The following is a 26,325-nucleotide window of genomic DNA, read 5'->3' as shown; positions in this document are numbered from 1 at the left end:
CCCCAGTCTACTTGCCAGTCTACAGGGCGGAGTCCACCGCTTCAAGCGCGAAGAGGTTAACGCCCTCGGACGCCAGCCCCAGGACCTTGAACAACGTACCCATCTGGTCGGGTGCCATCAGGCGGTCATATTGGCGCTGAAGCTTACCGGCCTGATCAGAATTTTTCTGAAGTCAGGGCTGCATGGCGAGCCTCAATGCCGAGGCGTTGCAGGAATAGCGCCTGGGGTATGATCGGGCTGATGTTCACACCTGCCTTGTGCGCGGTGGCAGCCACGGTCGGGAAATCGGCCCATACGGTCAGGTCGTGTTCACCGGGAGCGGCTAGCGGATCGTGCTTCTGATGGCGATAAAGCGCTTGCAGGGTATCGCCGGTTTGCGGGCGGTCGCGGCCATAATCGATCAGCAGGGCCGCGCCACGAGCGCGTTTGATCAGCAGGGCGAGATTTTCGGCAAAGCGCATCTGCGCCGGTGAGATTTCGACAATCTCACCGATCGGTGCATCATAGGGGGCGGCAAAATCCTCGCCCGCCGGCACCAGTCCGAAGGCCAGTTGGCCATTCTGCAGGCCGACCTGACGCTCGAACCAGCCGTCATCGGAGCGAATAAATTGCCGCGCCGGCAGGCAATCAAGCAGTTCATTGGCGATGAGGACGACGGGCAGATCCTCGGCCACAGCATTGAGCGTAGCGGCAAAGACGGCCGACGGCACCTGTTCGGATTGCCGTGCGCGCAGGCGTTCCGAAGGCTCGACCAGAGTGACACGCGCGGCCTCGGTCAGGCCTGCCACACGCGCCACCACACGCAGGATGTCGCTCATCAGGGTGCCGTCGCCGCCACCTATCTCGATCAGCCGGAAGGCGGCGGGCGATCCCATGCCAAGCCAGGTCTGCGCCACCCAGACGCCGATCATCTCGCCGAACATCTGCGAGACCAAGGGCGCGGTGAGGAAGTCGCCCTCGGCGCCGAGCGCCACATTCTTTATATAGTAGCCATCGATCGGATCGAGCAGGCAGCGCGCCATATAGGCGTCCACCGGCATCGGGCCTTCCAGCGCTATCTGTTCGATCAGGCGATCCTTGAGAGACAAGGGCTTAATCGTCCAGCTTGGCGGTTTCGACCGGCTCCGGCGCGACCGGCGTCTGGCGCAGGGCGTTCCAGATCAGGTAGCCGCCGGCCAACACCATCGGCACCGACAGGATCATACCCATGGTGATGATCTGGAACGAGGTCATCTGCGCATCGGGATTGCGCAAGTTTTCGAGCATGATGCGGATGAGGCCATAGCCGGTGATAAAGGTGCCCATGATCAGGCCGGGACGCTTGAACTGCTCGAAGCGGTTGGCCAGAACCCACAGCAGAATGAACATCAGCAGGCCTTCGCCGAGCGCTTCATAAAGCTGGCTCGGATGGCGCGGATAGAGGCCGGCCGGGCAATCGCCGCCGTACTGCTTTTCGATATATTTGTTACAGAAAATGATGCCCCACGGCACGTCCGTGGTGCGGCCCCACAGTTCGCCATTGATGAAGTTGGCGATACGACCGAAAAAAAGGCCAATCGGCGCGGCGCAGGCCAGCAGGTCGCCGAGATTGAGCATCCGTGGCAGGTCGAACTTCTGCGCGCGGCAATAGAGGATGGTGGCGACCACGACACCGGTGAAGCCGCCGTGGAACGACATGCCGCCCTGCCAGATTTGCAAGATCTGCAACGGGTCTTTCCAGATGATGCTTGTGTCATAGGCCAGCACGTAACCGATGCGACCACCAAGGATGACGCCCAGCGTCACCCACAGGATCAGATCATCGAGTTGCAAGGGCGCGACCGGCGCGGCGCGCGGCGCCCACAGCGCCTCTTTCTTGATCAATGAGGAGATGTAAAGCCAGCCGGCGACGATGCCCGCCACATAGGCAAGGGCATACCAGCGGATGGCCACCGGTCCGAGGTGGACGATGATGGGATCGATATCCGGCAGGTTCAGGGGCATGGCTTAGGTTCTCACATTCTGGGTTCCCACCTGATAACAATATCCCTGTAACTCGTCGCCACAAAAGAGAGGCAGTGCCGCCAGAATCATGAAAAGTTTGTCGGAAATGAGATAAGCGCCTATATAACAAGACGATCTTATCATCCGCGGAGTGCCTTACCATGCAAAGCCAAAACCCCTTCCTCGACGAACTCGCCAAGATGACCACCGGCGCCATGTCGCTGGCCCAGGCCGCCGGCGAAGAAGCCAAGGCGGCGTTCCGCGCCCAGGGCGATCGCTTTGTGGCTGATATGGATCTGGTCCGCCGCGATGAACTGGATGCGCTGAAGGCCGAAGTGGCCGAACTGCGTGCGGCCGTGGCGGCCTTAAGTATCAAGCCCAAAGGCAAGGGCGTAAAGCCTGATACAGACGTGCCGCAGGATTAAATTTGGCCGCAAGACTAAAATTTAGATAGAACGAGTTTACATGAATACCCCACAGACCCTCGACAGCGATGCCGCCTTCGATCCCCTCGATATGGTGGAATCCATCCTGACAGAGGAAGGGCTGGAATTTGAGCGGACGCCTGAGGGCGATCTGGGCTTTGCCCTGACCGGCGACTGGCGTACCTACGAAATGTGGTTTTCGTGGCGGCCGGAAGGCGAGTGCCTACAACTGTGCTGCTCGCTCGATGTCGAAAGCGGCGCCGGCAAGCCTTTGTCAGCCGATCGTCTGGCGGGGCTTTATGAACTGCTCTGCCTGATCAATTCGCACGTCTGGTTCGGCCATTTCGAGGTCTTCCGCGATGTGGAGGTGGCCGAAGGGCCGGGCGCTTACGATGTCATCTTCCGCCATACGGTGGCGCTCAATCCGCTGGAGCGCGCTTCGGTGGTGGCCAGCGCCCACATGATCAACAGCGCCGCCGAGGCGGTCGATCGTTTCTTCCCGGCGTTTGATTTCTGGTTCAAGGGCGTCATCACGCCAGCGGACGCCTTCGCAGCATGCCTGTTCGAGACGGTGGGCGAGGCCTGAAAGCGCGCGCGAAAGGCCCTGCGGGTGCTTGTGCAAGGCTCTGACAGAGGCTAACTAGACAGACATATTCAGTCTGAGGAATAAAAAATGAGCTTAGCCAAACCGATCTTGCTTGTGGGCGCCGGCGCGCTGGGTTCGTCGATCCTCAAGGGCTTCCGCGTCCAGGGCCATGTGACGCCCGCCGACGTGATGATCCTCGATCTCAAGCCGGGTGACGAAGCGCAGGCCTATGCCGCCGATGGCGCGCGCCTCAATCCGCTGCCCGAAACCTGGCACGAGGCCAAGACTATTATCCTCGCCGTCAAGCCGCAGGGCTGGTATGCCGTGGCGCAAATTCTATCCGGTAATATCGATCCGAAGGCCGCCTTTGTTTCGGTGATGGCCGGTGTGACAACCAGCCAGCTCAAGCAGGCCTTCGCCGGTCATCCGGTGGCGCGCGTTATGCCGACCACGGGGGTGGCGACTGGCAAGGGCGTGGCTAGTCTTTACGCTGATAGTGGACCGGCCTGGGACGCGGCGCGCGGCCTGTTCGCTCCCATGGCGCAGACGGTTGAACTGGCCGATGAAGACCAGATCAATTCGGCGACCGCCGTGTCCGGTTCCGGTCCGGCCTACGTCTATGCTTTTGTGCGTGCGCTGGAAAAAGCCGGCCGGGCCAACGGTCTATCATCCAGCCACGCCCGCGATCTGGCCCGCGGCACGCTGATCTCGGCGGCGCGACTGCTTGATGAAACCGGTGAGGAACCGGACGCTTTGATCAAGAAGGTGGCTTCACCTGGCGGCACTACGGAAGCCGCGCTCAATATCCTGTGCAAACCGGGGGACGGGCTTGACGAACTGGTGCTGGCTTCGGTCGACGCCGCCCACAAGCGTTCCAAGGAACTGGGCTAGATTTGGGTGAAGGGGCTGTGCCCCTTCCCGCCGTAGGATCTTACTCTATCTTCAGCGCTTTTACGATCTCGTTCCAGTCCACCAACTTGAAGTTCTGACGTGCACGCGCCGTGGCGGGGGCCTCGCCATCGGTGTCCGAATCGTCCTGCATTACCACAACGCCCTTGCTATAAGGGCCGACCTGGCCACCCAGCGCCGCCACGCCGTCCGTGCCGGTCACAGCGTCGATACCCTTGCCGGCATAGACCGAAAACCGGCCCTGATAGACCGGCGCATCGCCTTCGACGCGCCAGACGGCAAAGGCAAAGTCGCCCTGCGATGAGGCGATCAGGTAGGTTTTGTCACCATCACGCAGCAGAGTCAGACCTTCGATATCGGCGACAAGCTTCGGTGAAGGCAAGGATTCGACCGCGGTGCGCGCAGTACCGCTGGCCGGATCGAGCCCGTATTGCCACAAGGCCGTATTTTCCTCTGCGATATAGAGACGACCAGTCACATCATCGACGACACAGCCTTCTGACTGGCTTCCGGTGGCGAACTGACGCACCACCGTGGCCTTGGGCTGGCCGTTCTCGGTGGTGATGAGCGATTGCGTGACGTCGCCCGTCTTGCCGACCATAATGAAGGTCAGTTGGTTGGCTTTGGTGACGCCGACGCAGAAACCATAGGCCTCACTGGTCGGCATGGCCACGAAACCCCAGTGCGCGGTTTGCAGAGTCACAGGATCGAGCTTGAACAAAGCCGCGCCACCCCTGACGCGATCGGACGCTGCGATAACCGTTTCCGGCAGACCGGCGATGCTGAGACCGCTGCGCAGATCGACATTGTTCATCGGCCCGACGGTCAGGAACTGCACCTGCTTGCCCTTCAGGTCATAGACATAAAGCCCGGCCTTCTTGTCGGTAGCGTAGATCAGGGCGCGGCGGGCATCCTTCGCATCGACCCAAATTTCCGGATCATCGGCGCTATCGAGCGCCTTGGTGGCGACGGCCTCGGTTTCCATGGCGGCAACTACGGGAGATCCGGTGCCGTGATCAACAAGCGTGGAGTCGGAAATCAACTCTGGATGTATAGGTGCGCAGGCTGACAAACAGATCACACTTATAATCGCTAAGCGCCTTGTCATTGAACTGTCATAAAAGCGTTGGAAATTCATCATATGCTCCACCTATTACCTCATCGCATCGGTTAATACAGAATTGATCTGTATTTGCACTTCAAATTTTATGCGATGGGGCGTTTTTAATGACAACGATGAAATATTTACTGACAGGTACAGCGGTCACGCCGTTGATTCTGATCGCGGGTCTTGCGACCACGGCCGCTCAGGCGCAGGATGCAGTTGTCAGTGATGCTGTCAGCGAGCCGGCGGTTGAAGTCGTCGTTTTCGGCACGCGTGCGGCTGAGCGTCAGTCAATGGACCAGAAGCATAGCTCCAATGTTACCCGCGAAGTGATCACCGCCAATGATGCTGGCAAATTGCCCGATCAGAACGTCGGTGAAGTGGTGTCCCGCGCGTCGGGCGTGGCCGTTGCAGACGATCAGGGCGAAGGCCGTTATATCGTTATCCGTGGTCTCGATCCGTCGCTGGCCGCCGTGCGCATCAATGGTCAGGACGCCGCAGCACCCGAAACCGACACGCGCTCGGTCAAGCTTGACACCGTTCCGACCGGCCTGATCGGCAGTGTCGAGGTCATCAAGAACCAGACCGCCGAATATGACGCCAACGCCATCTCCGGCGCCGTCAACATCAAGACCTTGTCGGCCTTCGATCGCAAGAAGCCTTTCGTCAGCGCCCGTTATAGCGCCGGCTATATCGAGCTGAACGACAAGACGTCCTACGACACCGATGTCGCCGCCGGTACACGCTTTGGGGCCAATAATGAGTTCGGTATCGTGGCCGCGCTCAATGCCTCGCGCCGTCCACAGGCCTCGCAAAACCTCCAGGGCTCGGATAGTTGGACGAACGGCAAGCCGGACGACTGGCGCCTGCGCGACTACTACGTCATCCGTAACCGTCAAGGCGCAGCGATCAACTTCGACTACAAGCCGAATGATGATATGCACCTCTATGCCCGCACCCTGTTCTCGCACTTCACCGATATGGAGCAGCGCCAGGAATTCCGCGTCAGCCTGGCGGGGGCGGGCTTCACCGGCACCGACACGGGTACCTTCACCACCAACAAGGCCGGTAGCCGCAACGCCAAGTATCGCTTCGAGGACGAGCATATCTCCACCGTCAATCTGGGCGGTGAATTCACGCTTGGCGCCGGCAAGCTGAAAGTGGATGCCACCAGTTCGACCGCCATCAAAGACGATGATCCCCGCTACAATTTCGCCTACGCCAGCGGCAAAAAGGACGTCACTGGCGCTTACGATTTTTCGGGCGAACTGCTTAGCTTAACACCCAGTGCTGCCGCCTATGACGCCACCAAGTGGAAATCCAAGAGCGCCGAACTGGAAGCCGACCACGCCCGCGAAACCTTGAACCAGGCCTCGGCCGATTACACCCTGCCGACCTCGGCCTTTGGTGGCGATACCACCTTCAAGATGGGCGTCAAATACTCCGAGCGCCACAAGCGCAGTGCTGTCGATTATCGCTACTATGATGTCAGCGGTCTGGTGCTGTCGAACTACCTGTCCTATGACGCTGGTGATCTGTACGCCACGAAGTTTGGACCGACCGTCGATTTCCTCAAATCGCTCGATGATGCCGAAGCTAAGGGCCTCCTGAAAGTCAATGTTGGCGAAAGCATTGCTGACGAGCTGGGCGGCGATTACGATGTGCGCGAAAAGGTGGCGGCCGCCTATGTCCAGGCCACCATCCACACCGGCAACCTGACACTGATCCCCGGCCTGCGCGTTGAGCAAACGGATGCAGAGTACAAGGCGATCCAGTTCGACACCGACGACATCGAGACTGAGGCCGATCTGGAAGCCGCTGGCGTCTTTAACAGCTTCGGCAAGAAGTCCTATACCGATCTCTTCCCCTCGCTGGTTGGTCGCTATGATTTCGACGGTAATTCGCTGGTGCGCTTCGCCGCCACCACCTCGATCGGCCGTCCGAACTATGTTGATCTGGCGCCGCGCGTCGCCATCAACCACGATGAGGACGATCTGGAACTGGAAGTCGGCAATCCGGACCTTGATCCGCTGACCTCGGTCAATCTCGACGCGGGCTACGAGCACTACTTCGGCAAGAAGGGTATGATCTCGGTCGCCGCCTTCTATAAGTCAATCGACAACCCGATCTTCGTCACCGAACGTGAAGCCGATAACGAGACGATCAACGGCACGGTCTATGACGGCGCCAAGATCACGCAGTCGCAAAACCTGAAATCGGCCAAGGTGTCCGGCGTCGAATTCAACTTCATCATGCAGTTCGACAGCCTGCCGGCGCCTTTCGACGGCCTTGGCACCTCGTTTAACGTGACAGCGCAGGATTCGAGCACGGATGGCGCACCCGGCCGTTCCGACAAGGTGGCGCTGATCTATACATCTGACCTGACCGGTACCGCCGAACTGACCTACGAAAAGGCCAACTGGTCGGCCCGCGTCGCCTATACCTACCGCTCGGCGTATCTCGATACCCTGACCGACAGCAAGGACACCGACGTCTATACCGCCGCCAATGGCAAGGTTGATCTCAAGATCGGTTACGCCGTGACGCCGAACTGGCAGCTTTACGTCGAAGGCAAGAACCTGACCGAGGCCGACTGGCAGCGTTACGTTGGCAACAAAAGCCAACTGGTCGAGAACGAAGCCTATGGCCGTACCTGGCGCGTTGGCGTTTCGGCCAAGTTCTAGATGGCGTTCTTAAACACTTTCCCTGTGCAGACTTGCCCCGCCATCGTGCGGGGCATTTTTTCTATGAGAACGCAGCTTTGCCTCACACTTACCTTAAGCGCGTTGAGGAAGCTAAACCGCCTTGGCCGTTTCAATAAAGGTCAACGACTCCAACAGAATAGCCTCTGAGGCATTCTTCGCAGCGGCCGCGTCGCCCTTTTCGATGGCGATGAGAATAGCTTCATGCGAAGCGAGATCGGCCATATGGCCCGCAATCTTGTTGGTGAGTTGAATCGACAGGTTCAGCGCATTGGTGATCAGCGGCTTGAGGCGCCAGAAGAAGGGATTGCCAGAGGCCTTGAGGATGGCGACGTGGAAATCAATATCGGCCTGCAGAGCCAGATCCTTGTCGCCGCCGCCGGCCGTGGCGCCACCGTGCAGCACCATCGCCTCGTAGCCTTCGCGGATGCCAGCTATGGCCAGCCTGTCCTGTAACTCCGCCGCCAGAAAGGCCGCGGTCGGCTCAATCGCCAGGCGCATCTGCGTGAATTCAAGGAAGATTTTGTTGGAGTAGGGGCGCTCCATCAGCCAGCGCAGCACGTCCGGGTCCAGCAGGTTCCAGTTTTCGACCGGCTCGACGCGCGTGCCCTGACGCTGGCGCGAGCTGATGAGCCCCTTGGCGGACAGCATCTTGACGGCTTCGCGCATGACGGTGCGGCTGGCGCCGAACTTGGTGCACAGCTCCGCCTCTGTGGGGAAGCCAGTCTTTTCAAATTCGCCGGTAACGATGGACTGGCCAAGCGAGGCGAGAAGCCCGTAGGCGAGGCTGACGCCGAGTTCGGAGCGCATGAAATCTGCTTTCTGGTCTTACGATAGTTTATTAAATCCCCGCATCACGCCGCGGCGCTTAGCCATTTTAAGGATTCGGCACGTGGCATTTCAATGCTTACAGAAAAAATACTATTTTAAAACAGGATTCGTGATTTGACGCTTGCCGTTGATAGCGGTCACATTGTATGTAAATTTTACAGGTTAACTGTCCGTTCGCAGGTAAAAACTTTGCGATGATAAGTATGGCAGCATGGTCAGAGGGAACAGATATGAGACGTTTAGGGTTATCCTCCCAAAAGCAGGGGCTTTTGTTAGCGCTATCATTGGGCGCCGCGCTGCTCGGAGGCTCAGCTTCGGTTCAGGCGCAGACCGCCAAGCCGATCCCCGAACTCGTCCAGAAGAACGGCAAGTTCGCCCTGATGGTCGATGGCGCGCCGTTCCTGATCCTCGGCGGTCAGGCCAACAATTCCAGTAACTATGAAGGCGCCCTGCCCAAGGTGTGGCCGGCCATCAAGGATATGCACGCCAACACCCTGGCCATGCCGGTGGCGTGGGAGCAGATTGAGCCAGTTGAGGGCAAGTTCGATTTCAGCTTCGTCGATGCGCTGGTGACTCAGGCGCGCGAAAACAATGTCCGGCTTGTGATCCTGTGGTTCGCCACCTGGAAGAACACCGGCCCGTCCTATGCCCCGACCTGGGTCAAGACCGATAACAAGCGCTTCCCACGCCTGACCAATAAGGACGGCACGACCTCCTATGCGCTGTCACCGCTGTATGACACCACGCGCGAGGCCGACAAAAAGGCCTATGTCGAACTGGTCAAGCACATCAAGGCAATCGATGGCGAGCAGCACACGGTTATCATGCTCCAGCCGGAAAACGAGGTCGGTGTCTATGGCCCGGCGCGCGATTATTCCAAGAAGGCCGACGCCCTGATGGCCAGACCGGTGCCGGCGGCCTTGCTCAAGAAATACAATAAAAAGTCTGGCGATTGGAACACAGTCTTCGGCAAGGATGCCGACGAGTATTTTCACGCCTGGTCGATCGCCTCCTATATCGACGACATCGTGGTGGCGGGCGATGCCATCTATCCGCTGCCGACCTATGTCAACGCTGCGCTGAAAGACCCGCTCAATCCCGCTCAACCGGCCGGCTCCTATGCCTCCGGTGGCCCGGTCTATAGCGTGATCGACGTCTGGAAGGCGGCCGCGCCGCACATTGAACTGTTGGCGCCCGATCTCTATACGCCGACCTCGCAAAGCTACGAAAAGACACTGGAGCTTTATGCTCGCAAGGACAACGCGCTCTACGTCGCCGAAAGCGGCAACCGTCCGGTCTATGCCCGCTACATCTTCTCAGCCCTCGGGCGCCAGGCCATCGGGTTCGATCCGTTCGGCTTCGATTACACCGGCTATTCCAACTATCCGCTCGGCACGACCAAGACCGGCATCGAGATGGTGAAGCCCTTTGCCACGGTCTACAAGCTATTCGGCGGGATGGACCGGGAGTGGGCGAAGCTGAGCTTTGAAATCGCAGGTGTGGGGTGTGTCCGAGCCGGACGACCACACGGATCAAAAACTTGATCTTGGCGCCAAATGGAACGCCACGGTCAGCTACCGCGAATGGCAGTTTGGCCTGCGCAAGTGGGACCCGGAGAACAGGAACGGTTTCCCGGAAGGCTCTGATACACCGAGCGGCGGTATCGCCGTGGCGAAGCTGAGCGACAATGAATTCCTGGTGGCGGGTCTGAACGCGCGCATCACCTTCGGCGCCGGTGAAGCCAATGCTAAGAAGGGCATGTTGCTCGACCGTGTCGAGGAAGGTCACTACGCAGACGGCAAGTGGGTTATGTCGCGCGTCTGGAATGGCGACCAGACCGATTATGGTCTGAACTTTACCGGCGAGCCTGTGCTATTGAAGGTCCGTCTGGCAACCTATGAACAATAATAAAAACGAACTTGGGAGACTTGAGATGAGAGCAGCAAAAATTCTGGCTTCGGTATCCGTCCTGGCCATGGTGATGTCCGCCGGCGCCGCACTGGCCGGTTCCTTTGAGAAAACCGCCACCGGCATCGTGGTCAAGCCTGACACAGGGGCGGCGAAGGAAGTCCGCCTTGAGGTCATGAGCGATTCGATCATCCACGTTCTGGCGGTCGATGATCCGGCGCGCCAGCAGATGCCGTCGCTGATGACCGTGGCCACGCCCGAAGGCGCTTTCACCGTCTCGCAAACCAGCAAGGACGTCACCCTGAAGGCCGGAAAGGCCTCGGCCGTCGTGTCGCTTGAGACCGGCCTCGTTACCTTTTACAACGCCGCCGGCAAGCCTGTCCTGACCGAGAAGCAGGCGGCCATCACACCCGTCACCATCGAGGGCCAATCCTTCGTGGCCACGCGCGCCCAGTTCAATACAGGAACGAAAGAAGCCTTCTACGGCCTCGGCCAGCATCAGAACGCCCAGATGAATCTCAATGGCGAAGACGTCGAATTGCGTCAGCACAATATGGATGTCGGCGTGCCGTTCGTTCTGTCGGACATGAATTACGGCGTACTGTGGGACAACAATTCGGTGACCCGCTTCGGCAATCCGACGCGCTATGGCCTGCTCAGCCGTGATCTCAAGCTGACGACAGAAGATGGTAAGCCCGGCCTGACGGCGAAATACTATGTCGACGGCAAGCTGATCCTGACTCGCGTCGAGACCGACATCAACTATCAGTACCTGAAGGACGTCGCCGAATACTGGCCGAAGGATGCTGCGCTCAGCAAGGCGGCCACGCAGGGCAAGTCGGTCAAGGTCGTCTGGGATGGCGCCATGACCTCGGATCTGGACGGCGTGCACAAACTGCGCATGTATTCCTCGGACTACGCCACGCTCAAGGTCGGTGACAAGACGATCTTCGACAACATCTGGCGTCAGGGCTGGAACCCCTGGTACCATAATTTTGAGACCAGCTTCACCAAGGGTAAACCGGTCAAGCTGCATGTCGAGTGGAAGCCAGCGGGTGGCATGATCTCCATGCACCACAACAATCCGCAAACCGAAGCCGACAAGCATTCGCTCAGCCTGACCTCGGAAGCCGGCACCGCCCTGAACTACTATTTCATCGCCTCCGACAGCCTGGATGGCGTGATCGGCGGCTATCGTCACCTGACCGGCCAGGCGCCGATGATGCCGAAATGGGCCTACGGCTTCTGGCAGTCGCGTCAGCGCTATGAAACGCAGGATCAGCTTTTGGGGGTTCTCAAGACTTACCGTGACAACAAGTGGCCGATCGACAACATCGTGCAGGACTGGTTCTACTGGCCGGAAGACCAGTGGGGCAGCCATGATTTTGACCCCAAGCGCTTCCCTGATCCGAAGGGCATGGTCGATGAGGTCCACAAGAACCACGCCCACGTCATGTTCTCGATCTGGGGCAAGTTCTACGCCAATACGGACAACTACAAGGAGTTCGAGAAAAAGGGCTACATGTGGACCCAGAACGTCAAAAACGGCACGCGCGACTGGGTGGGGCCTGGCTATCTCAACAGCCACTATTCGCCCTACAATCAGGAAGCCCGCGACATCTATTATCGCCAGCTCAAGGACAAGCTTATCCCGCTCGGTATCGACGCCTGGTGGATGGACAACACCGAGCCGGACGTCAATTCCAACGAGCGCATCGAGGACTTCGCCAAGCTGATCACCCCGACACAGATGGGGCCGGGCGCCATCGTCCACAACGCCTATGCCCTGATGAACACCAAGGCCATGTATGACGGCCTCAAGGTCGATCAGCCCGATACGCGTCAGTTCATCCTGACGCGCTCCGGTTTCGCCGGTGTGCAGCGCAATGCCTCGGCCGTGTGGTCGGGCGACATCGTCGGTACCTGGGCCAATTTCCACGACCAGATTTCGGCCGGCGTGCAGATGTCGATGTCCGGTATCCCCAACTGGACGCACGATATCGGCGGCTATGCTCAGGAAACGCGCTTCCAGGGCTCGGACGTCGGGGGCTTGCAGGAAAACCGTGCGGCGGGTGGCACCGGCACGGCAGCGGACCTGAAGGAATGGCGTGAGTTGAACCAGCGCTGGTTCCAGTTTGGCGCTTTCTCGCCGTTGTTCCGCTCGCACGGCGAAGGCGTCAAGCGCGAGATCAGCGAGATTTCGCCGGCCGGTTCCGATATGCGCGCCAACATGGTCAGCTATCTCGAGCTGCGCTATCGCCTGATGCCTTACATCTACGCCACGGCCTCGGACATCTACTACAATTCGGGCACAATCATGCGCGGTTTCGCCATGGACTTCCCGAACGACGCCAAGGCCAAGAACGTCAATGACGAATATATGTTCGGCAAATCCTTCCTGGTGGCGCCCGTGACCACCTATGAGGCGCGTTCGCGTGACGTCTACCTGCCGGCGGGGGCGGGCTGGTATAACTACTACACCGGCGAACGCTTTGACGGTGGCGCATCGATCACGGTCAAGGCGCCGCTTGATCAGATACCGCTGTTCGTCAAGGCGGGCTCGGTGGTGCCGGTCGGTCCGGTGACCCAGTATGTCGATGAAAAGCTCGACGGCCCGATCACGCTCAACGTCTATACCGGCGCTGACGGCAGCTTCAGCTTCTACGAAGATGACGGCGTGTCGAATGGCTATGTCCGCGGCGAGTTCTCGCGTATCCCGCTGACCTATAACGACAAGACCGGTGAGCTGACCATTGGCGCGCGTAGCGGCAGCTACAAGGGCATGGTCACCCATCGCACCTTCCGCGTCCGCTTCGTCAAGGCGGGCGTGGCCAGCACGGCCTATGACGCCTTCGACAAGGATGTGGCCTATACGGGCGCGGCAGTCGTCGTGAAACGCTAAAACGTTTTATATAAACTCTGCGTGAAAAGACCCGGTCATTGCACCGGGCCTTTTTGTGTCCGCCGCATTTTCTGTTAATCTTATGACATATGGGGATATGTATCGCGCCGTCGTCATCCAGAAGGACGGGGCGCACCGTATAAGAGCGTTAACCCATTCCGAGGAAAGGCCACCGTTCATGACCACCCAAACCGCCGTTGCTGCCTACGACCTGAAGGATCAGCCGTTTGCCGTGCGCAAGGGCGTAGAGACGCTGCAAAAGGTCTGGGAGTATGGCACGATGGCGGTGGTCTTCCCTGGTGGGCGTCAGATGACTCTGACCGGCAAGCAGCCGGGACCGGCCGCCACCTTGCTGGTCAAGGACTTCAACTTCATGAAGCGGGTGCTGAATTCCGGCGATATCGGCTTTTGCGATGGCTACAAGGAGGGGGAGTGGGACAGCCCGGACCTCGCCACGCTCCTGACGGTGCTTAGCCTGAATTCGGAAAAGCTTGGCCAGCTTTTTACCGGTAACATCATCACGCAGACGATCAACAATCTGCTCCATCATTTCCGCAAGAACACCAGGCAAGGCTCGAAGCGCAACATCTTCGAGCACTATGACCTGGGCAACAGCTTCTATGATCAGTGGCTCGATCAGACCATGACCTATTCGTCGGCGCTTTTCTCCAAGGACCACAAGGATCTCAGCGCCGCCCAGACCGCAAAATATGCCAAGCTGGCCGAGATGGTCGATCTCAAAGCTGGTCAGCACGTGCTGGAAATCGGCTGCGGCTGGGGCGGTTTCGCGCAATATGCCGCCGAGGTGATCGGCGCCCGCGTGACCGGCGTCACCATCTCTCAGGCCCAACACGATTTCGCCGTTGAGCGCATGAAGCGCCTTGGCCTGTCCGATAAGGTCGAGATCGTGATGATGGATTACCGCGATATCACTGGCAAGTATGACGCGGTGGTGTCGATCGAGATGTTCGAGGCGGTCGGTGAAAGCTACTGGGGCACCTATTTCAACAAACTGCATGAGGTGCTTAAAAAAGGCGGTAAGGCCGGTTTGCAGATCATTACCATCGCCGACGATATGTTCGAGGATTACAAGTCACGCGCCGATTTCATCCAGAAATACGTTTTCCCCGGCGGCATGCTCCCTTCGGCGCAAAAGTTGCTGGAGCAGACGCAAAATGCTGGCCTCAAGGCGATTTCCTCCTTCAAGTTCGGACTGGATTATGCCGAAACCCTGAAACAATGGGGCCAGCGTTTCGAGGAGGCGTGGAAGGAGGGGCGAATTCAGGGGTTTGACGCGCACTTCCGCAAGCTGTGGCTGTTCTATCTGGCCTATTGCGAGGCCGGCTTCCGCGCCCAGCGCACCAATGTGGTGCACTTGGAACTACAACGCGCGGATTAGGTCATAGCTCATATCTCCGAGGCATTTCGCCTCGGCAAGGGCAAGCGCCCGCCGCGCACTTTTGCGCAAGCCCTGCAGCCTCTGAGCAAAAAATGCCTTGCCCGCCTCCTGTAAGGACGTTACCAACGGCCTCTGTTAAATGGCCAACGGCGAATCCGCGTTTCGCGTTTTCGCCGGTTTGGGGGTTCGTTGCACGACGCACATCACATCGAGCAAGCTAAAGCATCCACGGTCAGGCCGGGAGCGATCACCCTTGTGCGCCATGGCGAACCGGCGTTGTCGCGTCGCGTCAAGCTGGATTGGCGCGGCTATGTCGAATGGTGGAAGAAGTACGATGAGGCCGGCCTGCTCGAAGGCCAGACACCGCCGGCTTTGCTGCACGACTATGCCCGCGACGCCCGCTATATCTATTCCTCGACCCTGAGACGCTCGATTGAGACCGCTCAGGCCATCTGCGGCGACCGCGCTTTCACCTCGCTGCCGGAACTGATCGAAGCGCCGCTGCCGCCACCGCATCTGCCGTCCTTTATCAAGCTGACGCCCAACTCTTACTCATGGGGGTTCTGGGCGCGGGTGTGCTGGTGGTATCTCAATATCCACGGCGATACAGAAGGCCGCGAACCAGCCAAGATACGCGCCCGCAAGATGGCCCAATTCCTCTATGAAAAAGCCAGCGAAGGCGGCGACGTATTGGTTCTGGCGCACGGTTTTTTCAATCTGATGATCAGTATTGAACTGAAAAAAATGGGCTATATAAAGACCCTGGAGCAGGGCTTTAAATACTGGGGCTGCCGCCGTTACGAACTAAGGAAAAAGCCATGAGCGAAACAGCCGAACTGTCCTTTGAAGAGGCCCTGAAACAACTCGAAAAGATCGTCAGCGAACTGGAATCCGGTCAGGCTCCGCTTGAAAAGTCATTGGCTCTTTACGAAGAAGGTGCGCGTCTTAAGAAGCTTTGCGAGGATCGCCTGGAAGCGGCGCGCCTGCAGGTCGAAAAGATTTCTCTGTCCAAGACCGGCGCCGTTGAAGGTGTGGCCCCGGCCGATTTTTCTTAAGGTCGATTAAGCACGCTTTGCCGGATTGAGACAATCCGGAGATGACAACAATGGATTACGGAGCCAAGCCATTTTGCCCCCCATCGCCGCCAATTCAGATCTGCCGCCGCTACAAATCCGCATGGCGGAAACGGCCGATCTGGTGACGATGGCGCTCGATCAGCTTTTGCCGCGCGGGGAGGGGCCGGAAACGCGCCTGACCGAAGCCATGCGCTATGCCGCGCTGGGGCCAGGCAAGCGCCTGCGGCCGTTTTTCGCGCTGGAAGCGGCCCGCCTGTTCGATGCTGACGAGAACTCCGTACTGCGCGCGGCCTGCGCGCTCGAATGTATCCACGCCTATTCTTTGATCCATGACGATCTGCCGTGCATGGATGATGACGATATCCGCCGCGGCCAACTGACCGTCCACCGCGCCTATGATGAAGCCACCGCCGTTCTGGCCGGTGATGCCCTGCAAAGCGTCGCGTTTGAAATCCTTTCGCACGAAGATACTCACGAAGATGCGCAGGTGCGCGTCGAACTCATCCGCATGCTGGCCGTGGCTTCCGGTGCGCAAGGCATGGCTGGTGGCCAGATGATCGACCTGATCGGCGTATCCGACGATCTCGGCGGCGTGGCGCGGATGCAGCGGCTGAAAACCGGCGCGCTTATCGTCTATGCCTTCCAGATTCCGCTGATTATCGCCGATGCGCCTGAAAAGGACGGCATGGCCATCATGCATTTTGCGCAGGACCTGGGTCTGGCCTACCAGATCGCCGATGATGTGCTTGATGTCGAAGGCGATCCCGATCTGCTCGGCAAGGCTTCGGGCGGCAAGGATGCGGCCAAGGGCAAGACCAACTTTGTCACCCTGCTGGGGCTTGAGGAGGCGAAGGCCCGCGTACAGATCTTGGCGGAACAGGCCAAGTCACGCCTGGATATTTTCGGCGCAAACGCACGATACTTGCGCGATAGTGTTGACTTCGTTCTTAATCGGCGCAACTGAGTTTCATGTCTACTGTTACGCCAGCAACGGGTTGCGTTTGAATGCCTGAGACCCCCATTCTCGATACTCTCGAACAGCCCGAAGCCATCCGGGATCTGTCGGTGCCGCAGGTCAAGCTGCTGGCCGAGGAAGTCCGCGCCGAGACCATCGACGTGGTATCAAAGATCGGTGGCCATCTCGGTTCGGCGCTGGGCGTGGTCGAACTGACCGTGGCTATCCACCATGTGTTCGATACGCCTAAAGATATCCTGATCTGGGATGTCGGACATCAGTGCTATCCGCACAAGATCCTGACCGGCCGCCGTGACCGCATCCGCACCCTGCGCCAGGGCGGCGGGCTGTCCGGCTTTACCAAGCGTTCTGAAAGCGTCTACGACCCCTTCGGCGCGGCCCATGCCGCCACCTCCATTTCGGCGGCACTCGGCTTCTGCGCGGCGCGTGACCAGAAGGGCGAAAGCAACAAGGTCATCGCGGTGATCGGCGACGGTTCGATGAGCGCCGGTATGGCCTACGAGGCGATGAACAACGCCGCTGAGACGACCAAGAATTTAACCGTCATCCTCAACGACAACGACATGTCGATCGCCCCGCCGGTGGGCGGTATGAGCGCCTATCTGGCCAATCTGGTGTCCGGCGGAGCCTATCAATCTTTACGCCGCTGGGGCAAGTCGGTGGCTGAACGCCTCCCACGTCCGTTATTCGAGATGGTGCGTAAGTCCGAAGAACTGTCGCGCACTTGGGTGACCGGCGGCACCTTCTTTGAGGAACTTGGCTTCTACTATGTGGGCCCGATCGACGGTCACAATATGGAGCACCTCCTGACCGTTTTGAAGCGCGTCAAGGACATCAACGACCGCCCGGTGCTGGTCCATGTGGTGACGCAAAAGGGCAAGGGGTATGGCCCGGCCGAAACCTCGCCTGACAAGTATCATGGCGTCGCCAAGTTCGATGTCATTACCGGCGAGCAGGCCAAACCGAAAGCCAACGCGCCGAGCTATACCGATGTCTTCGCCTCCGAGCTGATCAAGCAGGCGCGTATCGATCCGAAGATCGTCGCCATCACCGCCGCCATGCCATCGGGCACGGGGCTTGACCGTTTCGCCGAGGTTTTCCCGGCGCGCACCTATGATGTCGGGATCGCCGAACAGCACGCCGTCACCTTCGCGGCCGGTCTGGCGGCGGACGGCATGAAGCCGTTCTGCGCCCTCTATTCGACCTTCCTGCAGCGCGGGTATGATCAGGTGGCGCACGATGTCACCTTGCAGAACCTGCCGGTGCGCTTCGCTATCGATCGCGCCGGTCTGGTTGGGGCTGATGGTGCTACCCACGCAGGCACCTTCGATATCGGTTATCTCGGCGCCTTGCCGAACATGATGATCATGGCGGCGGCCGATGAGGCCGAACTGGCGGCGATGATCGCCACAGCCACGGCCTATGACGACGGCCCCTCCGCCTTCCGCTATCCGCGCGGCGAGGCGACTGGCATCACCATCCCGGAAATGGCGTCACCTTTGGTCATCGGCAAGGGCCGAATCTTACGCGAAGGCTCAAAGGTCGCCATCCTGTCGCTGGGCACGCGCCTCGGCGATGCGCTCAAGGCAGCGGACATGCTGGCGGCGCGCGGTCTCTCGACCACCGTGGCGGATGCCCGTTTCGCCAAGCCGCTAGACAAGGATCTGGTGCTGCAACTGGCGCGTCACCACGAATGTCTGATCACGGTCGAAGAAGGCGCTGTCGGCGGTTTCGGCGCATTCGTTCTGCACTATCTGGCGGGCGAGGGCGCGCTTGACGCCGGTCTCAAGATCCGCACCCTGACCCTGCCGGACATCTATCAGGATCAGGATTCGCAGGCCAACCAGTATGCGCAGGCAGGACTGGATGCCGCGGGCATTACGCTGACAGCGCTTAAAGCTCTGGGGCTCGAAGACGTTCAGAGCCTGAAAGCTTTGAAAGTTTAAGAAAAGGCGCTTCGTTTGAAGCGCCTTTTCAGTTTAGTTGGACAAGATGATCGAAGCAATCAGGCCGCCGGCCACAGCGGCCAGGACATAGTTGTCATCAACCCGGCGCCATTCGTAACCGCGTGGCGGCTGGCGAAGGTGGTGATGGCGATAGTCTACGTAATAACCGCGATTCCAGTCATGGTATGACACGTAGCCGCCGCGGCGCCAGTCGGAACGGTCGCGCCAGCCGGAGCGGTAACCGCGATTGTAGTCGCGGCGGTCGTCGCGGCGTTCATACCGGTCGTAACGGTCATATCGATCGTGACGGTCATAACGATCGTATCGGTCGCCGCGATCATGGCGGTCATAGCCGCGTTCATACCGGTCGTGGTCGTGGCGTGGTTCGGCCGAGGCGGCGCCGCCGAAAGCAAGTGTACCGGCGAGGACAGCTAAGGCCGTGGATGTAAGAAGGCGTTTCATGGCGATCTCCTTTGTGTGTTGCCCCATTGAGCTCACACTAAGCTTTGTCACCTGAACCCGGCATGAACATTGTGGTTAAGTTTGTTCATCTTTCTAAAAGACCTTATCCTCAAGGGCTATGGCGTAAAAAACGCCGGACGATCTGACGCCAAACCAGCCGTCAACCACCATGCCCAGGGCAGCGATATCCTGCGCCAGCCCGCAACTCATGCGGGCTTCAAGGCCATGACGCACCTCGATATAGGGCCTGAAGCCATCCTCGCCATTTTCAAAACGCAAGGGATGGTCTGCACCCGCCGTCACTACATCGCCAACACTCGTGCGAAAGGTGAGGGCACCATCGCTGGCGGTCATCTCCACGGCGATAAAAGGCACATCCTCCACGGTGATGCCGACCTTCTCGACTGGCGTGACCAGAAAATAGGCGTCCTCTTCTTTACGCAGAATGCGGGCGAACAACTGCACCATGGCGGGCCGCTCAATGGGGGTGCCGTTGTAGAACCACGTGCCATCAGAGGCGATATGCATATCTATATCGCCGCAAAAGGGCGGATGCCAGCGCTCGACCGGTGGCAATGGTCCTTGGGCCTGCGCATCGGCATAGAGGCGCGTCAGGTCCATTACGCCACGGCCTGTTCGGCGTCGGCTTCTGTTGTGCCGGATCGTAACAGATCGACCCAGTTTTCAGCCATATCGAGCGTGGCGGCGCGCACCTCATCGACCACGGCGGCGAACAGGTCGAAACCCAGCGGCAGGGTGTCGTATCTTCGATAGAGAGTTCTGGGTGCGCGCGGCACTCAGGCGCTTGACCAGAACCTCGCCCTGCGCCGCCAAGGGATCAAGCCCGGCCGAGACGACGAAGGTCTTCGGCTGGCCATTGATCAGGGGCTCCAGCGCCGGCGAAATGCGCGGATCGTCGAGGTTGGTGCCGGCGCCGGCATAGTGGCTGATCATGGTATCAAGATCGCCCGTGGTGAGCGGCCACATGCCTAACGAGGCACCTGTCTTGATCTGGGTATCGGAAAGATCGACCAGCGGCGTAATCAACAGTTGACCGGCGGGCATGGGCTTGAAATCGCGGCGCAGGTCGAGCGATAGCCGCAGGGCCAGATTGGCGCCCATCAATGCGCCGCCGACCGCCACGCGACCGGACTTGGCGCCCAACCGGAAAGCGTTGCTTTGCGCCCACTCGAACGCTATTCGGGCATCATCGAGCGCGGCGGGAAAGCGGCTGGCGGGAGCCAGGCGATAATCCGGCAGAAAAATCGGGCAGCGCGCCTCCTGAGCGAGCAGGGCGCAGAAGGCCTTGCTGAGACCATGGCCGCCAAGCACACCGCCGCCCTGGTGGAAAAAGACCAGTAAGGGCGCATCCTCGGAAATACGCGCGGGGCGGATCAGCAGTCCGCTGATCGGCGCTACGCCGCCAAAGGTTGGGCCCGCCGCGTCGGCGCCGATCTGTTCGTACCTGACCCGGAGATTATCGGGCAGACCGAAAAGGCTGGCAGCGTCCTGCCAGGCCTGACGTGCACTCTCCAGACTGCGGTTGGTGAGGCTGAGGCCTGTGCGTCCAGACGGCGGGGTGAACAGGCTGCGCCACAAAAACTGGATCTGCGGATCAAGCGTGCGACCCTGGCTATAAACGACGCCACCGCCTGAAAGGCCGCGTAACACCGGCGCGGGCAGGCTAAGCGCTTTTTTCAGCAGCCAGGTGTTCAGTCCGGACGTGTTCCAGGTGTTCGCAAAGGTGGGCATAAGGCCTCAAAGGGAAGTGCAGGACTTGAGTTTAGCACTATTCAACCCTCGTCAAAACGCTCAATTTCAGGCGTCTGACGGGCAGAAATCCCGCAAGAGGCCCAAAAGTGGGACATTTTGGCAAGATCGTCGGTAAAATGCGCGAGAGATTTGCGCCAAATCAGGTGCATTTTTGTTTGACCATCTCAAAAACCTGCGTCTTAATATCGGCACAATCCGTTAGTCTTGCTGCCTATGCTTAAGGGATTTTAAGGGTTTCGGCTTCGCGCCGGTCCTTTGAATCTCGCCCGCTGCTACCGAGCTACACGATTGTCTTGTGAGGGGTGAAAGCCTCACGCCTCGTAACAGCTTCGAGATCCAAGGAGAGCGACATGGCCGAAGGTACGGTAAAATGGTTTAACACCACAAAGGGCTTTGGTTTCATCCAGCCCGCAGAAGGCGGCAACGACGTCTTCGTTCATATCTCGGCGGTTCAGCGCGCAGGCCTGCAAGGCCTCGCCGATGGCCAGAAGGTTTCCTACGAACTGCAAAGCGAACGTGGCAAGACCGCCGCGGTCGATATCCAGCTTCTGTAAGAGACCCATCTATATCTGAGATAGAAAAGCGCAGGCGGCGTCACGCGGTCTGCGCTTTTTTGTAATCTCGCTTAGCCCTTTGCCATTGCCGCCAGTCTGGCCTTAATATCAGACGGGCTCAGGCCTTCTTCTCGATAATCGCGCAGAGACTTTGAACCCTTGCGTTTGGCGAGGCGGCGCCCCTCGGCATCGAGCAGCAGGGCATGATGGTGATAAGCCGGTGTCGGCAGGTCGAGCAGGGCCTGCAACAGCACCTGCGTGTGGGTGGCATCATAGAGATCGTGACCGCGCACGACATGGCTGATGCCCTGACGTGCATCGTCGATGACCACGCACAGATGGTAGGCGACGCCGATATCCTTGCGGCCGAGAATGACATCGCCATTAATCGCCGGATCGGTTTTCCGCACCTCGCCCTTTTCCATAAAACTCAGGGTATCGTAACGGCTGCCCAGCACGTCCCGCGCCGCCTCAAGCGATAACCGCCAGGCCGGATTGGCATCGGCGCTATTGGTCACGCTCTCGCCTTGTGGCGCGCTCAGAGCCGCTTCGGCCTCGCCCTTGCGGGTCTTGTGGTCGGCATAGAGCACGCCCATGGATCGCAGGCGTTCGAGCGCCACGGCATAATCCGGCAGGTGTTCACTTTGACGTAAGACCGGTGTCGGCCATTCCAATCCCAGCCAAGCCAGATCCTCATAGATCGCCCATTCATAGGGCGGACGGCAGCGCGTATGGTCGATATCCTCGATACGCAGGATAAAGCCGCCGCCCTTAGCCAGCGCCATATCGAAAGCGGTCAGGGCGCTATAGGCATGACCAAGATGCAGGTATCCGGTGGGGGAGGGCGCGAAGCGTGTCAACATAGGGGCATCATAATGAAGCGCCGCAAAAAATTCATAAAAAATACCAGTTTCTTTTCTGTGGAATCGGGCCCAAACTATCCACAGTCGCTACCTGCTTGTCATAAGGAGGATACGTCTTCAAACATTTTGATACCTGTAGAGTGCTTCGCCCTTCGTGCTGTCTCCTGAGCAGGAGATCGTCATGCAGGTTCTGAAAAGCCCCCCTTCGGATTGGCGCGCCCTTGTGCTCAATGCCGATTTCCGTCCTCTGTCCTATTATCCCCTGTCGACCAAGCCGTGGCAGGAGGTTGTGAAGGCCGTTTTTGAAGGCCGGGTCGATGTGGTGTCAACCTACGATATCGAAATCCACTCGCCGTCGATGAAGATGAGGCTGCCGAGCGTAGTGTCGCTGAAGACCTACATCGATCAGAACCGTCCGCCGGCTTTTACGCGCTACAATGTGTTCCTGCGCGATCAGTTCTCCTGTCAGTACTGCGGCATTGATGAAGATCTAACCTTCGATCATGTCGTGCCCGTATCGCAGGGCGGCAAGTCGAGTTGGACCAATATCCTCACGGCCTGTGCCCCATGCAACTTGCGTAAAGGGGGAAAAACTCCCCAGCAAGCACGCATGATGCCGACAAAAAATCCACACCGCCCGACAATGTATCAGCTTCAGGAACTGGGGCGGCGTTTTCCCCCTAACTATCTTCACGAAAGTTGGATAGACTACCTGTACTGGGATACGCTACTGGAAGGCTGATCGTCTTTCACATGGCGAATGGGGCTGGGTATAGATGTCGTCTGAGACACCATCACCTGTGCGGTTCATCCTCGATGAACGCCGCTTCGGACTTGTGTCGTTTCCGCGGCCCAAGGGGCGAACGCGTATCCCGCTGGAGCCGTTGCAGGGTGCACTCGAGGCGACGCTTGGCGTGCGGTTCGAGATCAAGCGCGAACGCCTGTTCGGCCCAAAGATCCTCAGCTTTATGTATATGGGCGAGCGCGTGAAACTACGTTTGCAGGATAGCGGCGACGCCCAGATCGATCTCGGCGCGGTCGATGACGATGTGCGCGAAATCATCCTGGAGCACATCCGCCAGAGCCATGATTTTGAAGCCGGCTGAAAGTATGGATGCTCTGTCGATCTTACGCCGCCTGACGGGTTTCGGGCCGCTGTTGTGTCTTTTCATCGCCTTCTGCGCCTGGCCGGTGGTAGCCAGCATGTACCACATGATCACCCATCACGCGTGGATGCTGATGGATATCGCTTATCGCGTCGGCGCCGGGATTTTCCGATTTGTCATGTCGTGGATTTTCGCCGGCTGGATGATCTGGGCGTCTGTTCCTATATTTTCAAGATCGAGGCGTGGCACCGCACACCCAGGGCTATGGTTCTGTTCGGGGGGCTGACCGTAATCGTGGCCCTGCGCGCCGTAGCCGGGCATTTCGGTCTGAAAGCCGAACCCGAACCGGAACCTAGCCAGTAAACGTGAAGTAGAACATAAAGCCGGCGGCCGCGGTCATGAGCAGCAGAGCCATGCCACCGAACAGGTTCGACCAGCCGCCGTTGGTGTACTTGCCCATCACCTTCTTATTGTTGGAAATGTGCAGCACAATGGCGATGATCACCGGCGAGGTGACGCCATAGAGGATGGCCGACCAGATCAGCGCCTGAATCGGGCTGATCCCGACATAGTTGATGCCAAGCCCAACCAGCAGAGACAGAATGATGACGGCATAAAAAGCGGGCGCTTCGTGCAGACGTTTGTCGAGGCCTTCTTCCCAGCCGAAGGTCTCGGAAATAATGTAGGACAGTGAGCCGCTCAGCACAGGAATAGCCAGGAAACCTGTGCCGATGATGCCAATGGCGAAAAGATAATAGGCGCCGGCGCCTGCGATCGGCTCCAGTGCCTTGGCGGCCTGCTCGACCGTGTCAATCTGGTGGATGCCGGCGTTGAACAGCACGGTGCCGGTGGTCAGGATGATGAAATACATGACGATGTTGGAGAACAGCATGCCCATATCGACATCGAAGCCGACGTCTTCGATGTAGCGCTTATTGACCACGATGCGCTTGTCATGCTTGACGGTTTCCACCTCCATGGTGGCCTGCCAGAAGAACAGGTAGGGTGAAATCGTCGTGCCGAGGATCGCCACCAGAACGCTAATATAGTCCTTATTGAACTGTATCGCAGGGATGAAGGTATGCCTGGCTACGCTTACCCAATCGGTTTTGACCAGAAACGGCACGACCAGATAGACAAGCAGGATGGCGCACAGCCATTTCAGCACGGCCGCGAATTTGGAATAGGGCAGGGCGATGATGGCGACCAGCAGCAGTGCCGTGAAAACCACGCTGAAGATGATAGGATGGACGGTCGGAAAGATCAGATTGGCCACCGCGCCCATGCCGGCGATATCCGCGCCGATATTGAGAATGATGGCGGGAAAGCTGAACAGCACCATCAACCACAGGATCGGCTTGGGGTAGTTTTTGCGCAGGATGCCGGTCAGACCTTGCGCCGTCACCACGCCGATGCGCGCGCACATTTCCTGCACGGCGGCCATCAGCGGGAAGGTGATCAGCGCTGTCCATAGTGTCGTCAGACCATATTGCGCGCCGGCCTGGCTGTAGGTGGCGATGCCGGAAGGGTCATCATCGCTGGCGCCGGTGATCAGGCCTGGCCCGAGCAAGTTCCACAGCGCTTTCAAGCCCTTGGGCTTTTCTTTTTCGGGCTTGGCGTCTGGCAGTTCGATGACGGGCATGGCGACTTAGATTCCCAAAGCGATGCACAGTCTATGCGGATTTGTTTATATTTTTTCGCTGATCTTGATGGCGACGCGGCATCCGGTTTTGATAAGGGCCGACAGCAGGGGATAGGCTGTTGCCTCGCGCGCGCCCTGATCGACGGCGCGATCGTGGTGGCCGATCTCATCTTCGCGGAACTGCGTCAGACGCGCCGCCAGCGCCGGGTCGGACGGTTCCAGTTCAGCGATCTGCTCGGCATAATGATCAGCGATGACGCTTTCCACCGCCTCTGTACACGCGTGCGCGGCCTTTTCGCCGAGCAGGGCTGTGCCGACGCCAAGGCCCAGCGCCGCCAGACGCCAGACCGGCGACATGGCCGTGGGGCGAACATTCTTTTCGCGCATCAGCCCTTCGAAAGCATCGAGATGAACCTGTTCCTCGCCCTGCATATGCTCGAACTGTTGGCTCAAGGCCCGCTTCGGCGTATCGGAGAAGACCATGCTCTGGCCTTTGTAAATATGGACGGCCGCCAGTTCGCCAGCATGATCGACGCGCAGAATTTCCTCAAGGCGTCGGCGTGAGGCGCCATGACCGGGGCGGGGGGGAAGCGTTTTTGCGGCATCGGACATGGAACGCGCCTTTTTAGTAAATCTTGCGCTTTGGCCGGAAACGCAGAGAAGCGATCAGGCTGAGCAGGGCCAGAATGGCTGAAACTATGGCGTTATAGCCCGCCATGCTGATGCCGAACATGCGCCATTGCGCCACATCGCACATAGGTGCCTTGGTGGTGGCGCCGGCGAGGAAGGCCGCCATCTGGTCAAGACTGATTTCGGCGCCCGAAGCGGTGCAGCTTTGCGGGCCGGTCCACCATTTCAGTTCGACGCCGGCATGGAAAAGGGCGATGGCCGCGCCGGTGGTGAAAATGGCGAACAGCACGAAAGAGAAAACGCGCGGCGGCCCCTTGGCGCCGGTGAAAAGCGCCCAGACGCTGGCCACCAGAGAGACGCCGACGGCGATCCAGTAGACATCGCGCTGTTTCAGGCACAGGTGACAAGGGCTCAGGTGGGCGAACAATTGAAACGACCACGCTGTGGCCAGCATAGCTAGCGACAGGACGAGCGCCGTGATGCTCCACCAGCGGCTGAAGGCGAGGGCCAGACGTTTACCGAACTTGTTCGATTTGGGGGCGTTCAT

At 59.0% G+C, this 26,325-nt stretch carries 27 protein-coding genes; 16 read left to right on the top strand and 11 right to left on the bottom strand.

The genetic code is table 11. The annotated features are described in order from the left end of the window. Positions 1-155: 155 nt before the first annotated feature. Positions 156-1,088 (bottom strand): SAM-dependent methyltransferase, encoded by a 933-nt coding sequence (locus ABQ278_RS11545; RefSeq protein ID WP_349319723.1) that lies wholly within the window; start codon positions 1,086-1,088, stop codon positions 156-158. 4 nt (positions 1,089-1,092) lie between these two features. Continuing rightward, positions 1,093-1,977 (bottom strand): prolipoprotein diacylglyceryl transferase, encoded by an 885-nt coding sequence (lgt, locus tag ABQ278_RS11540; RefSeq protein WP_349322154.1) that lies wholly within the window; start codon positions 1,975-1,977, stop codon positions 1,093-1,095. A gap of 167 nt (positions 1,978-2,144) precedes the next feature. Between lgt and ABQ278_RS11535 the strand changes: the two genes are divergently transcribed. The 3 genes from ABQ278_RS11535 (at position 2,145) to proC (ending at position 3,885) form a co-directional block, all read left to right on the top strand. Then, positions 2,145-2,408, top strand: coding sequence for an accessory factor UbiK family protein (locus ABQ278_RS11535; protein WP_349319722.1), 264 nt, complete (start codon positions 2,145-2,147; stop codon positions 2,406-2,408). A gap of 40 nt (positions 2,409-2,448) precedes the next feature. After that, positions 2,449-2,994, top strand: coding sequence for a YbjN domain-containing protein (locus ABQ278_RS11530; protein ID WP_349319721.1), 546 nt, complete (start codon positions 2,449-2,451; stop codon positions 2,992-2,994). An 87-nt stretch (positions 2,995-3,081) separates the two neighbouring features. Next, positions 3,082-3,885 carry a pyrroline-5-carboxylate reductase gene (gene proC, locus ABQ278_RS11525; RefSeq protein ID WP_349319720.1) on the top strand — a complete coding sequence of 268 codons (804 nt, stop codon included), beginning with the start codon at positions 3,082-3,084 and terminating at the stop codon, positions 3,883-3,885. 40 nt (positions 3,886-3,925) lie between these two features. Here the strand turns inward: proC and ABQ278_RS11520 are convergent, their stop codons facing one another. Beyond that, positions 3,926-4,945: a phytase gene (locus ABQ278_RS11520; protein ID WP_349319719.1), complete on the bottom strand. Its 1,020-nt coding sequence runs from the start codon at positions 4,943-4,945 to the stop codon at positions 3,926-3,928. Positions 4,946-5,130: 185 nt separating this feature from the next. Here ABQ278_RS11520 and ABQ278_RS11515 point away from each other — a divergent pair, with 185 nt between their 5' ends. After that, positions 5,131-7,692: a TonB-dependent receptor gene (locus tag ABQ278_RS11515; protein WP_349319718.1), complete on the top strand. Its 2,562-nt coding sequence runs from the start codon at positions 5,131-5,133 to the stop codon at positions 7,690-7,692. Between the two features lie 111 nt (positions 7,693-7,803). On the opposite strand, the gene ABQ278_RS11510 is transcribed toward ABQ278_RS11515, so the two are convergent. Beyond that, positions 7,804-8,520 (bottom strand): FadR/GntR family transcriptional regulator, encoded by a 717-nt coding sequence (locus ABQ278_RS11510; protein ID WP_349319717.1) that lies wholly within the window; start codon positions 8,518-8,520, stop codon positions 7,804-7,806. 251 nt (positions 8,521-8,771) lie between these two features. Here ABQ278_RS11510 and ABQ278_RS11505 point away from each other — a divergent pair, with 251 nt between their 5' ends. The 8 genes from ABQ278_RS11505 (at position 8,772) to dxs (ending at position 18,748) form a co-directional block, all read left to right on the top strand. After that, complete coding sequence (locus tag ABQ278_RS11505; RefSeq protein ID WP_349319716.1) at positions 8,772-10,085, top strand: beta-galactosidase; 1,314 nt, start codon at positions 8,772-8,774, stop codon at positions 10,083-10,085. Continuing rightward, positions 10,048-10,449, top strand: a complete 402-nt coding sequence (locus ABQ278_RS11500) for a DUF5597 domain-containing protein (RefSeq protein WP_349319715.1) — start codon at positions 10,048-10,050, stop codon at positions 10,447-10,449. Before ABQ278_RS11505 ends, ABQ278_RS11500 begins: the two co-directional genes overlap by 38 nt. 25 nt (positions 10,450-10,474) lie before the next feature. After that, positions 10,475-13,351 carry a TIM-barrel domain-containing protein gene (locus ABQ278_RS11495; RefSeq protein ID WP_349319714.1) on the top strand — a complete coding sequence of 959 codons (2,877 nt, stop codon included), beginning with the start codon at positions 10,475-10,477 and terminating at the stop codon, positions 13,349-13,351. A gap of 178 nt (positions 13,352-13,529) precedes the next feature. Next, the gene (locus tag ABQ278_RS11490) at positions 13,530-14,750 is read left to right on the top strand and encodes a cyclopropane-fatty-acyl-phospholipid synthase family protein (RefSeq protein WP_349319713.1); all 1,221 of its coding nucleotides are present in this window, start codon (positions 13,530-13,532) and stop codon (positions 14,748-14,750) included. A gap of 189 nt (positions 14,751-14,939) precedes the next feature. Next, a complete protein-coding gene (locus tag ABQ278_RS11485; protein ID WP_349319712.1) occupies positions 14,940-15,572 on the top strand; it encodes a phosphoglycerate mutase family protein in 633 nt (210 codons plus the stop codon). Next, a complete protein-coding gene (locus ABQ278_RS11480; protein WP_349319711.1) occupies positions 15,569-15,805 on the top strand; it encodes an exodeoxyribonuclease VII small subunit in 237 nt (78 codons plus the stop codon). Before ABQ278_RS11485 ends, ABQ278_RS11480 begins: the two co-directional genes overlap by 4 nt. Before the next feature lie 73 nt (positions 15,806-15,878). Further along, positions 15,879-16,790 (top strand): polyprenyl synthetase family protein, encoded by a 912-nt coding sequence (locus tag ABQ278_RS11475; protein WP_349319710.1) that lies wholly within the window; start codon positions 15,879-15,881, stop codon positions 16,788-16,790. A gap of 41 nt (positions 16,791-16,831) precedes the next feature. After that, positions 16,832-18,748, top strand: coding sequence for a 1-deoxy-D-xylulose-5-phosphate synthase (dxs, locus tag ABQ278_RS11470; RefSeq protein ID WP_349319709.1), 1,917 nt, complete (start codon positions 16,832-16,834; stop codon positions 18,746-18,748). Between the two features lie 33 nt (positions 18,749-18,781). Here the strand turns inward: dxs and ABQ278_RS11465 are convergent, their stop codons facing one another. The 3 genes from ABQ278_RS11465 to ABQ278_RS11455 all read right to left on the bottom strand — a co-directional run bounded on the left by ABQ278_RS11465 (position 18,782) and on the right by ABQ278_RS11455 (position 20,962). Further along, complete coding sequence (locus ABQ278_RS11465; protein WP_349319708.1) at positions 18,782-19,210, bottom strand: RcnB family protein; 429 nt, start codon at positions 19,208-19,210, stop codon at positions 18,782-18,784. A gap of 93 nt (positions 19,211-19,303) precedes the next feature. Beyond that, the gene (locus ABQ278_RS11460) at positions 19,304-19,831 is read right to left on the bottom strand and encodes a DUF1285 domain-containing protein (protein WP_349319707.1); all 528 of its coding nucleotides are present in this window, start codon (positions 19,829-19,831) and stop codon (positions 19,304-19,306) included. A 93-nt stretch (positions 19,832-19,924) separates the two neighbouring features. Then, positions 19,925-20,962 (bottom strand): alpha/beta hydrolase fold domain-containing protein, encoded by a 1,038-nt coding sequence (locus tag ABQ278_RS11455; RefSeq protein ID WP_349319706.1) that lies wholly within the window; start codon positions 20,960-20,962, stop codon positions 19,925-19,927. 371 nt (positions 20,963-21,333) lie between these two features. Here ABQ278_RS11455 and ABQ278_RS11450 point away from each other — a divergent pair, with 371 nt between their 5' ends. Next, positions 21,334-21,537, top strand: coding sequence for a cold-shock protein (locus tag ABQ278_RS11450; RefSeq protein WP_018082063.1), 204 nt, complete (start codon positions 21,334-21,336; stop codon positions 21,535-21,537). A 71-nt stretch (positions 21,538-21,608) separates the two neighbouring features. Here ABQ278_RS11450 and gluQRS read toward each other — a convergent pair whose 3' ends face one another. After that, positions 21,609-22,400 carry a tRNA glutamyl-Q(34) synthetase GluQRS gene (gene gluQRS / locus ABQ278_RS11445; protein WP_349319705.1) on the bottom strand — a complete coding sequence of 264 codons (792 nt, stop codon included), beginning with the start codon at positions 22,398-22,400 and terminating at the stop codon, positions 21,609-21,611. 181 nt (positions 22,401-22,581) lie between these two features. Here gluQRS and ABQ278_RS11440 point away from each other — a divergent pair, with 181 nt between their 5' ends. From ABQ278_RS11440 to ABQ278_RS11430, 3 genes are all read left to right on the top strand, one after another. Further along, a complete protein-coding gene (locus ABQ278_RS11440) occupies positions 22,582-23,142 on the top strand; it encodes an HNH endonuclease (protein ID WP_018082061.1) in 561 nt (186 codons plus the stop codon). Between the two features lie 34 nt (positions 23,143-23,176). Continuing rightward, complete coding sequence (locus ABQ278_RS11435; protein WP_349319704.1) at positions 23,177-23,506, top strand: hypothetical protein; 330 nt, start codon at positions 23,177-23,179, stop codon at positions 23,504-23,506. Between the two features lie 183 nt (positions 23,507-23,689). Beyond that, the gene (locus tag ABQ278_RS11430; RefSeq protein WP_349319703.1) at positions 23,690-23,869 is read left to right on the top strand and encodes a hypothetical protein; all 180 of its coding nucleotides are present in this window, start codon (positions 23,690-23,692) and stop codon (positions 23,867-23,869) included. Here ABQ278_RS11430 and ABQ278_RS11425 read toward each other — a convergent pair. From ABQ278_RS11425 to ABQ278_RS11415, 3 genes are read right to left on the bottom strand one after another with little or no spacing between them, the layout of a single operon-like run. Continuing rightward, the gene (locus tag ABQ278_RS11425; protein WP_349319702.1) at positions 23,859-25,148 is read right to left on the bottom strand and encodes a divalent metal cation transporter; all 1,290 of its coding nucleotides are present in this window, start codon (positions 25,146-25,148) and stop codon (positions 23,859-23,861) included. The genes ABQ278_RS11430 and ABQ278_RS11425 overlap by 11 nt on opposite strands. Before the next feature lie 45 nt (positions 25,149-25,193). Beyond that, positions 25,194-25,760 (bottom strand): demethoxyubiquinone hydroxylase family protein, encoded by a 567-nt coding sequence (locus ABQ278_RS11420; RefSeq protein WP_349319701.1) that lies wholly within the window; start codon positions 25,758-25,760, stop codon positions 25,194-25,196. Between the two features lie 13 nt (positions 25,761-25,773). Continuing rightward, on the bottom strand, positions 25,774-26,325 hold the full coding sequence (locus ABQ278_RS11415; RefSeq protein ID WP_349319700.1) for a disulfide bond formation protein B: 552 nt from the start codon (positions 26,323-26,325) through the stop codon (positions 25,774-25,776).

Origin of the sequence: Asticcacaulis sp. MM231, assembly GCF_964186625.1 — a bacterium.
In the GTDB taxonomy this organism is placed as follows: domain Bacteria; phylum Pseudomonadota; class Alphaproteobacteria; order Caulobacterales; family Caulobacteraceae; genus Asticcacaulis.
The sequence above is the reverse complement of the archived record's forward strand: the minus strand, read 5'-3'. Positions and strand labels throughout refer to the sequence as shown.

Excerpts from the sequence above, each read along its gene's own strand:
- ABQ278_RS11510 (WP_349319717.1), bottom strand. The coding sequence starts at position 8,520 with ATGCGCTCCGAACTCGGCGTCAGCCTCGCCTACGGGCTTCTCGCCTCG.
- ABQ278_RS11460 (WP_349319707.1), bottom strand. The coding sequence starts at position 19,831 with ATGGACCTGACGCGCCTCTATGCCGATGCGCAGGCCCAAGGACCATTG.
- ABQ278_RS11515 (WP_349319718.1), top strand. The coding sequence starts at position 5,131 with ATGACAACGATGAAATATTTACTGACAGGTACAGCGGTCACGCCGTTG.
- ABQ278_RS11425 (WP_349319702.1), bottom strand. The coding sequence starts at position 25,148 with ATGCCCGTCATCGAACTGCCAGACGCCAAGCCCGAAAAAGAAAAGCCC.
- ABQ278_RS11435 (WP_349319704.1), top strand. The coding sequence starts at position 23,177 with ATGTCGTCTGAGACACCATCACCTGTGCGGTTCATCCTCGATGAACGC.
- dxs (WP_349319709.1), top strand. The coding sequence starts at position 16,832 with ATGCCTGAGACCCCCATTCTCGATACTCTCGAACAGCCCGAAGCCATC.
- ABQ278_RS11450 (WP_018082063.1), top strand. The coding sequence starts at position 21,334 with ATGGCCGAAGGTACGGTAAAATGGTTTAACACCACAAAGGGCTTTGGT.
- ABQ278_RS11530 (WP_349319721.1), top strand. The coding sequence starts at position 2,449 with ATGAATACCCCACAGACCCTCGACAGCGATGCCGCCTTCGATCCCCTC.
- ABQ278_RS11465 (WP_349319708.1), bottom strand. The coding sequence starts at position 19,210 with ATGAAACGCCTTCTTACATCCACGGCCTTAGCTGTCCTCGCCGGTACA.
- ABQ278_RS11420 (WP_349319701.1), bottom strand. The coding sequence starts at position 25,760 with ATGTCCGATGCCGCAAAAACGCTTCCCCCCCGCCCCGGTCATGGCGCC.
- ABQ278_RS11455 (WP_349319706.1), bottom strand. The coding sequence starts at position 20,962 with ATGCCCACCTTTGCGAACACCTGGAACACGTCCGGACTGAACACCTGG.
- ABQ278_RS11505 (WP_349319716.1), top strand. The coding sequence starts at position 8,772 with ATGAGACGTTTAGGGTTATCCTCCCAAAAGCAGGGGCTTTTGTTAGCG.
- ABQ278_RS11490 (WP_349319713.1), top strand. The coding sequence starts at position 13,530 with ATGACCACCCAAACCGCCGTTGCTGCCTACGACCTGAAGGATCAGCCG.
- ABQ278_RS11495 (WP_349319714.1), top strand. The coding sequence starts at position 10,475 with ATGAGAGCAGCAAAAATTCTGGCTTCGGTATCCGTCCTGGCCATGGTG.
- ABQ278_RS11440 (WP_018082061.1), top strand. The coding sequence starts at position 22,582 with ATGCAGGTTCTGAAAAGCCCCCCTTCGGATTGGCGCGCCCTTGTGCTC.
- gluQRS (WP_349319705.1), bottom strand. The coding sequence starts at position 22,400 with ATGTTGACACGCTTCGCGCCCTCCCCCACCGGATACCTGCATCTTGGT.
- ABQ278_RS11480 (WP_349319711.1), top strand. The coding sequence starts at position 15,569 with ATGAGCGAAACAGCCGAACTGTCCTTTGAAGAGGCCCTGAAACAACTC.
- ABQ278_RS11415 (WP_349319700.1), bottom strand. The coding sequence starts at position 26,325 with ATGAACGCCCCCAAATCGAACAAGTTCGGTAAACGTCTGGCCCTCGCC.
- ABQ278_RS11535 (WP_349319722.1), top strand. The coding sequence starts at position 2,145 with ATGCAAAGCCAAAACCCCTTCCTCGACGAACTCGCCAAGATGACCACC.
- proC (WP_349319720.1), top strand. The coding sequence starts at position 3,082 with ATGAGCTTAGCCAAACCGATCTTGCTTGTGGGCGCCGGCGCGCTGGGT.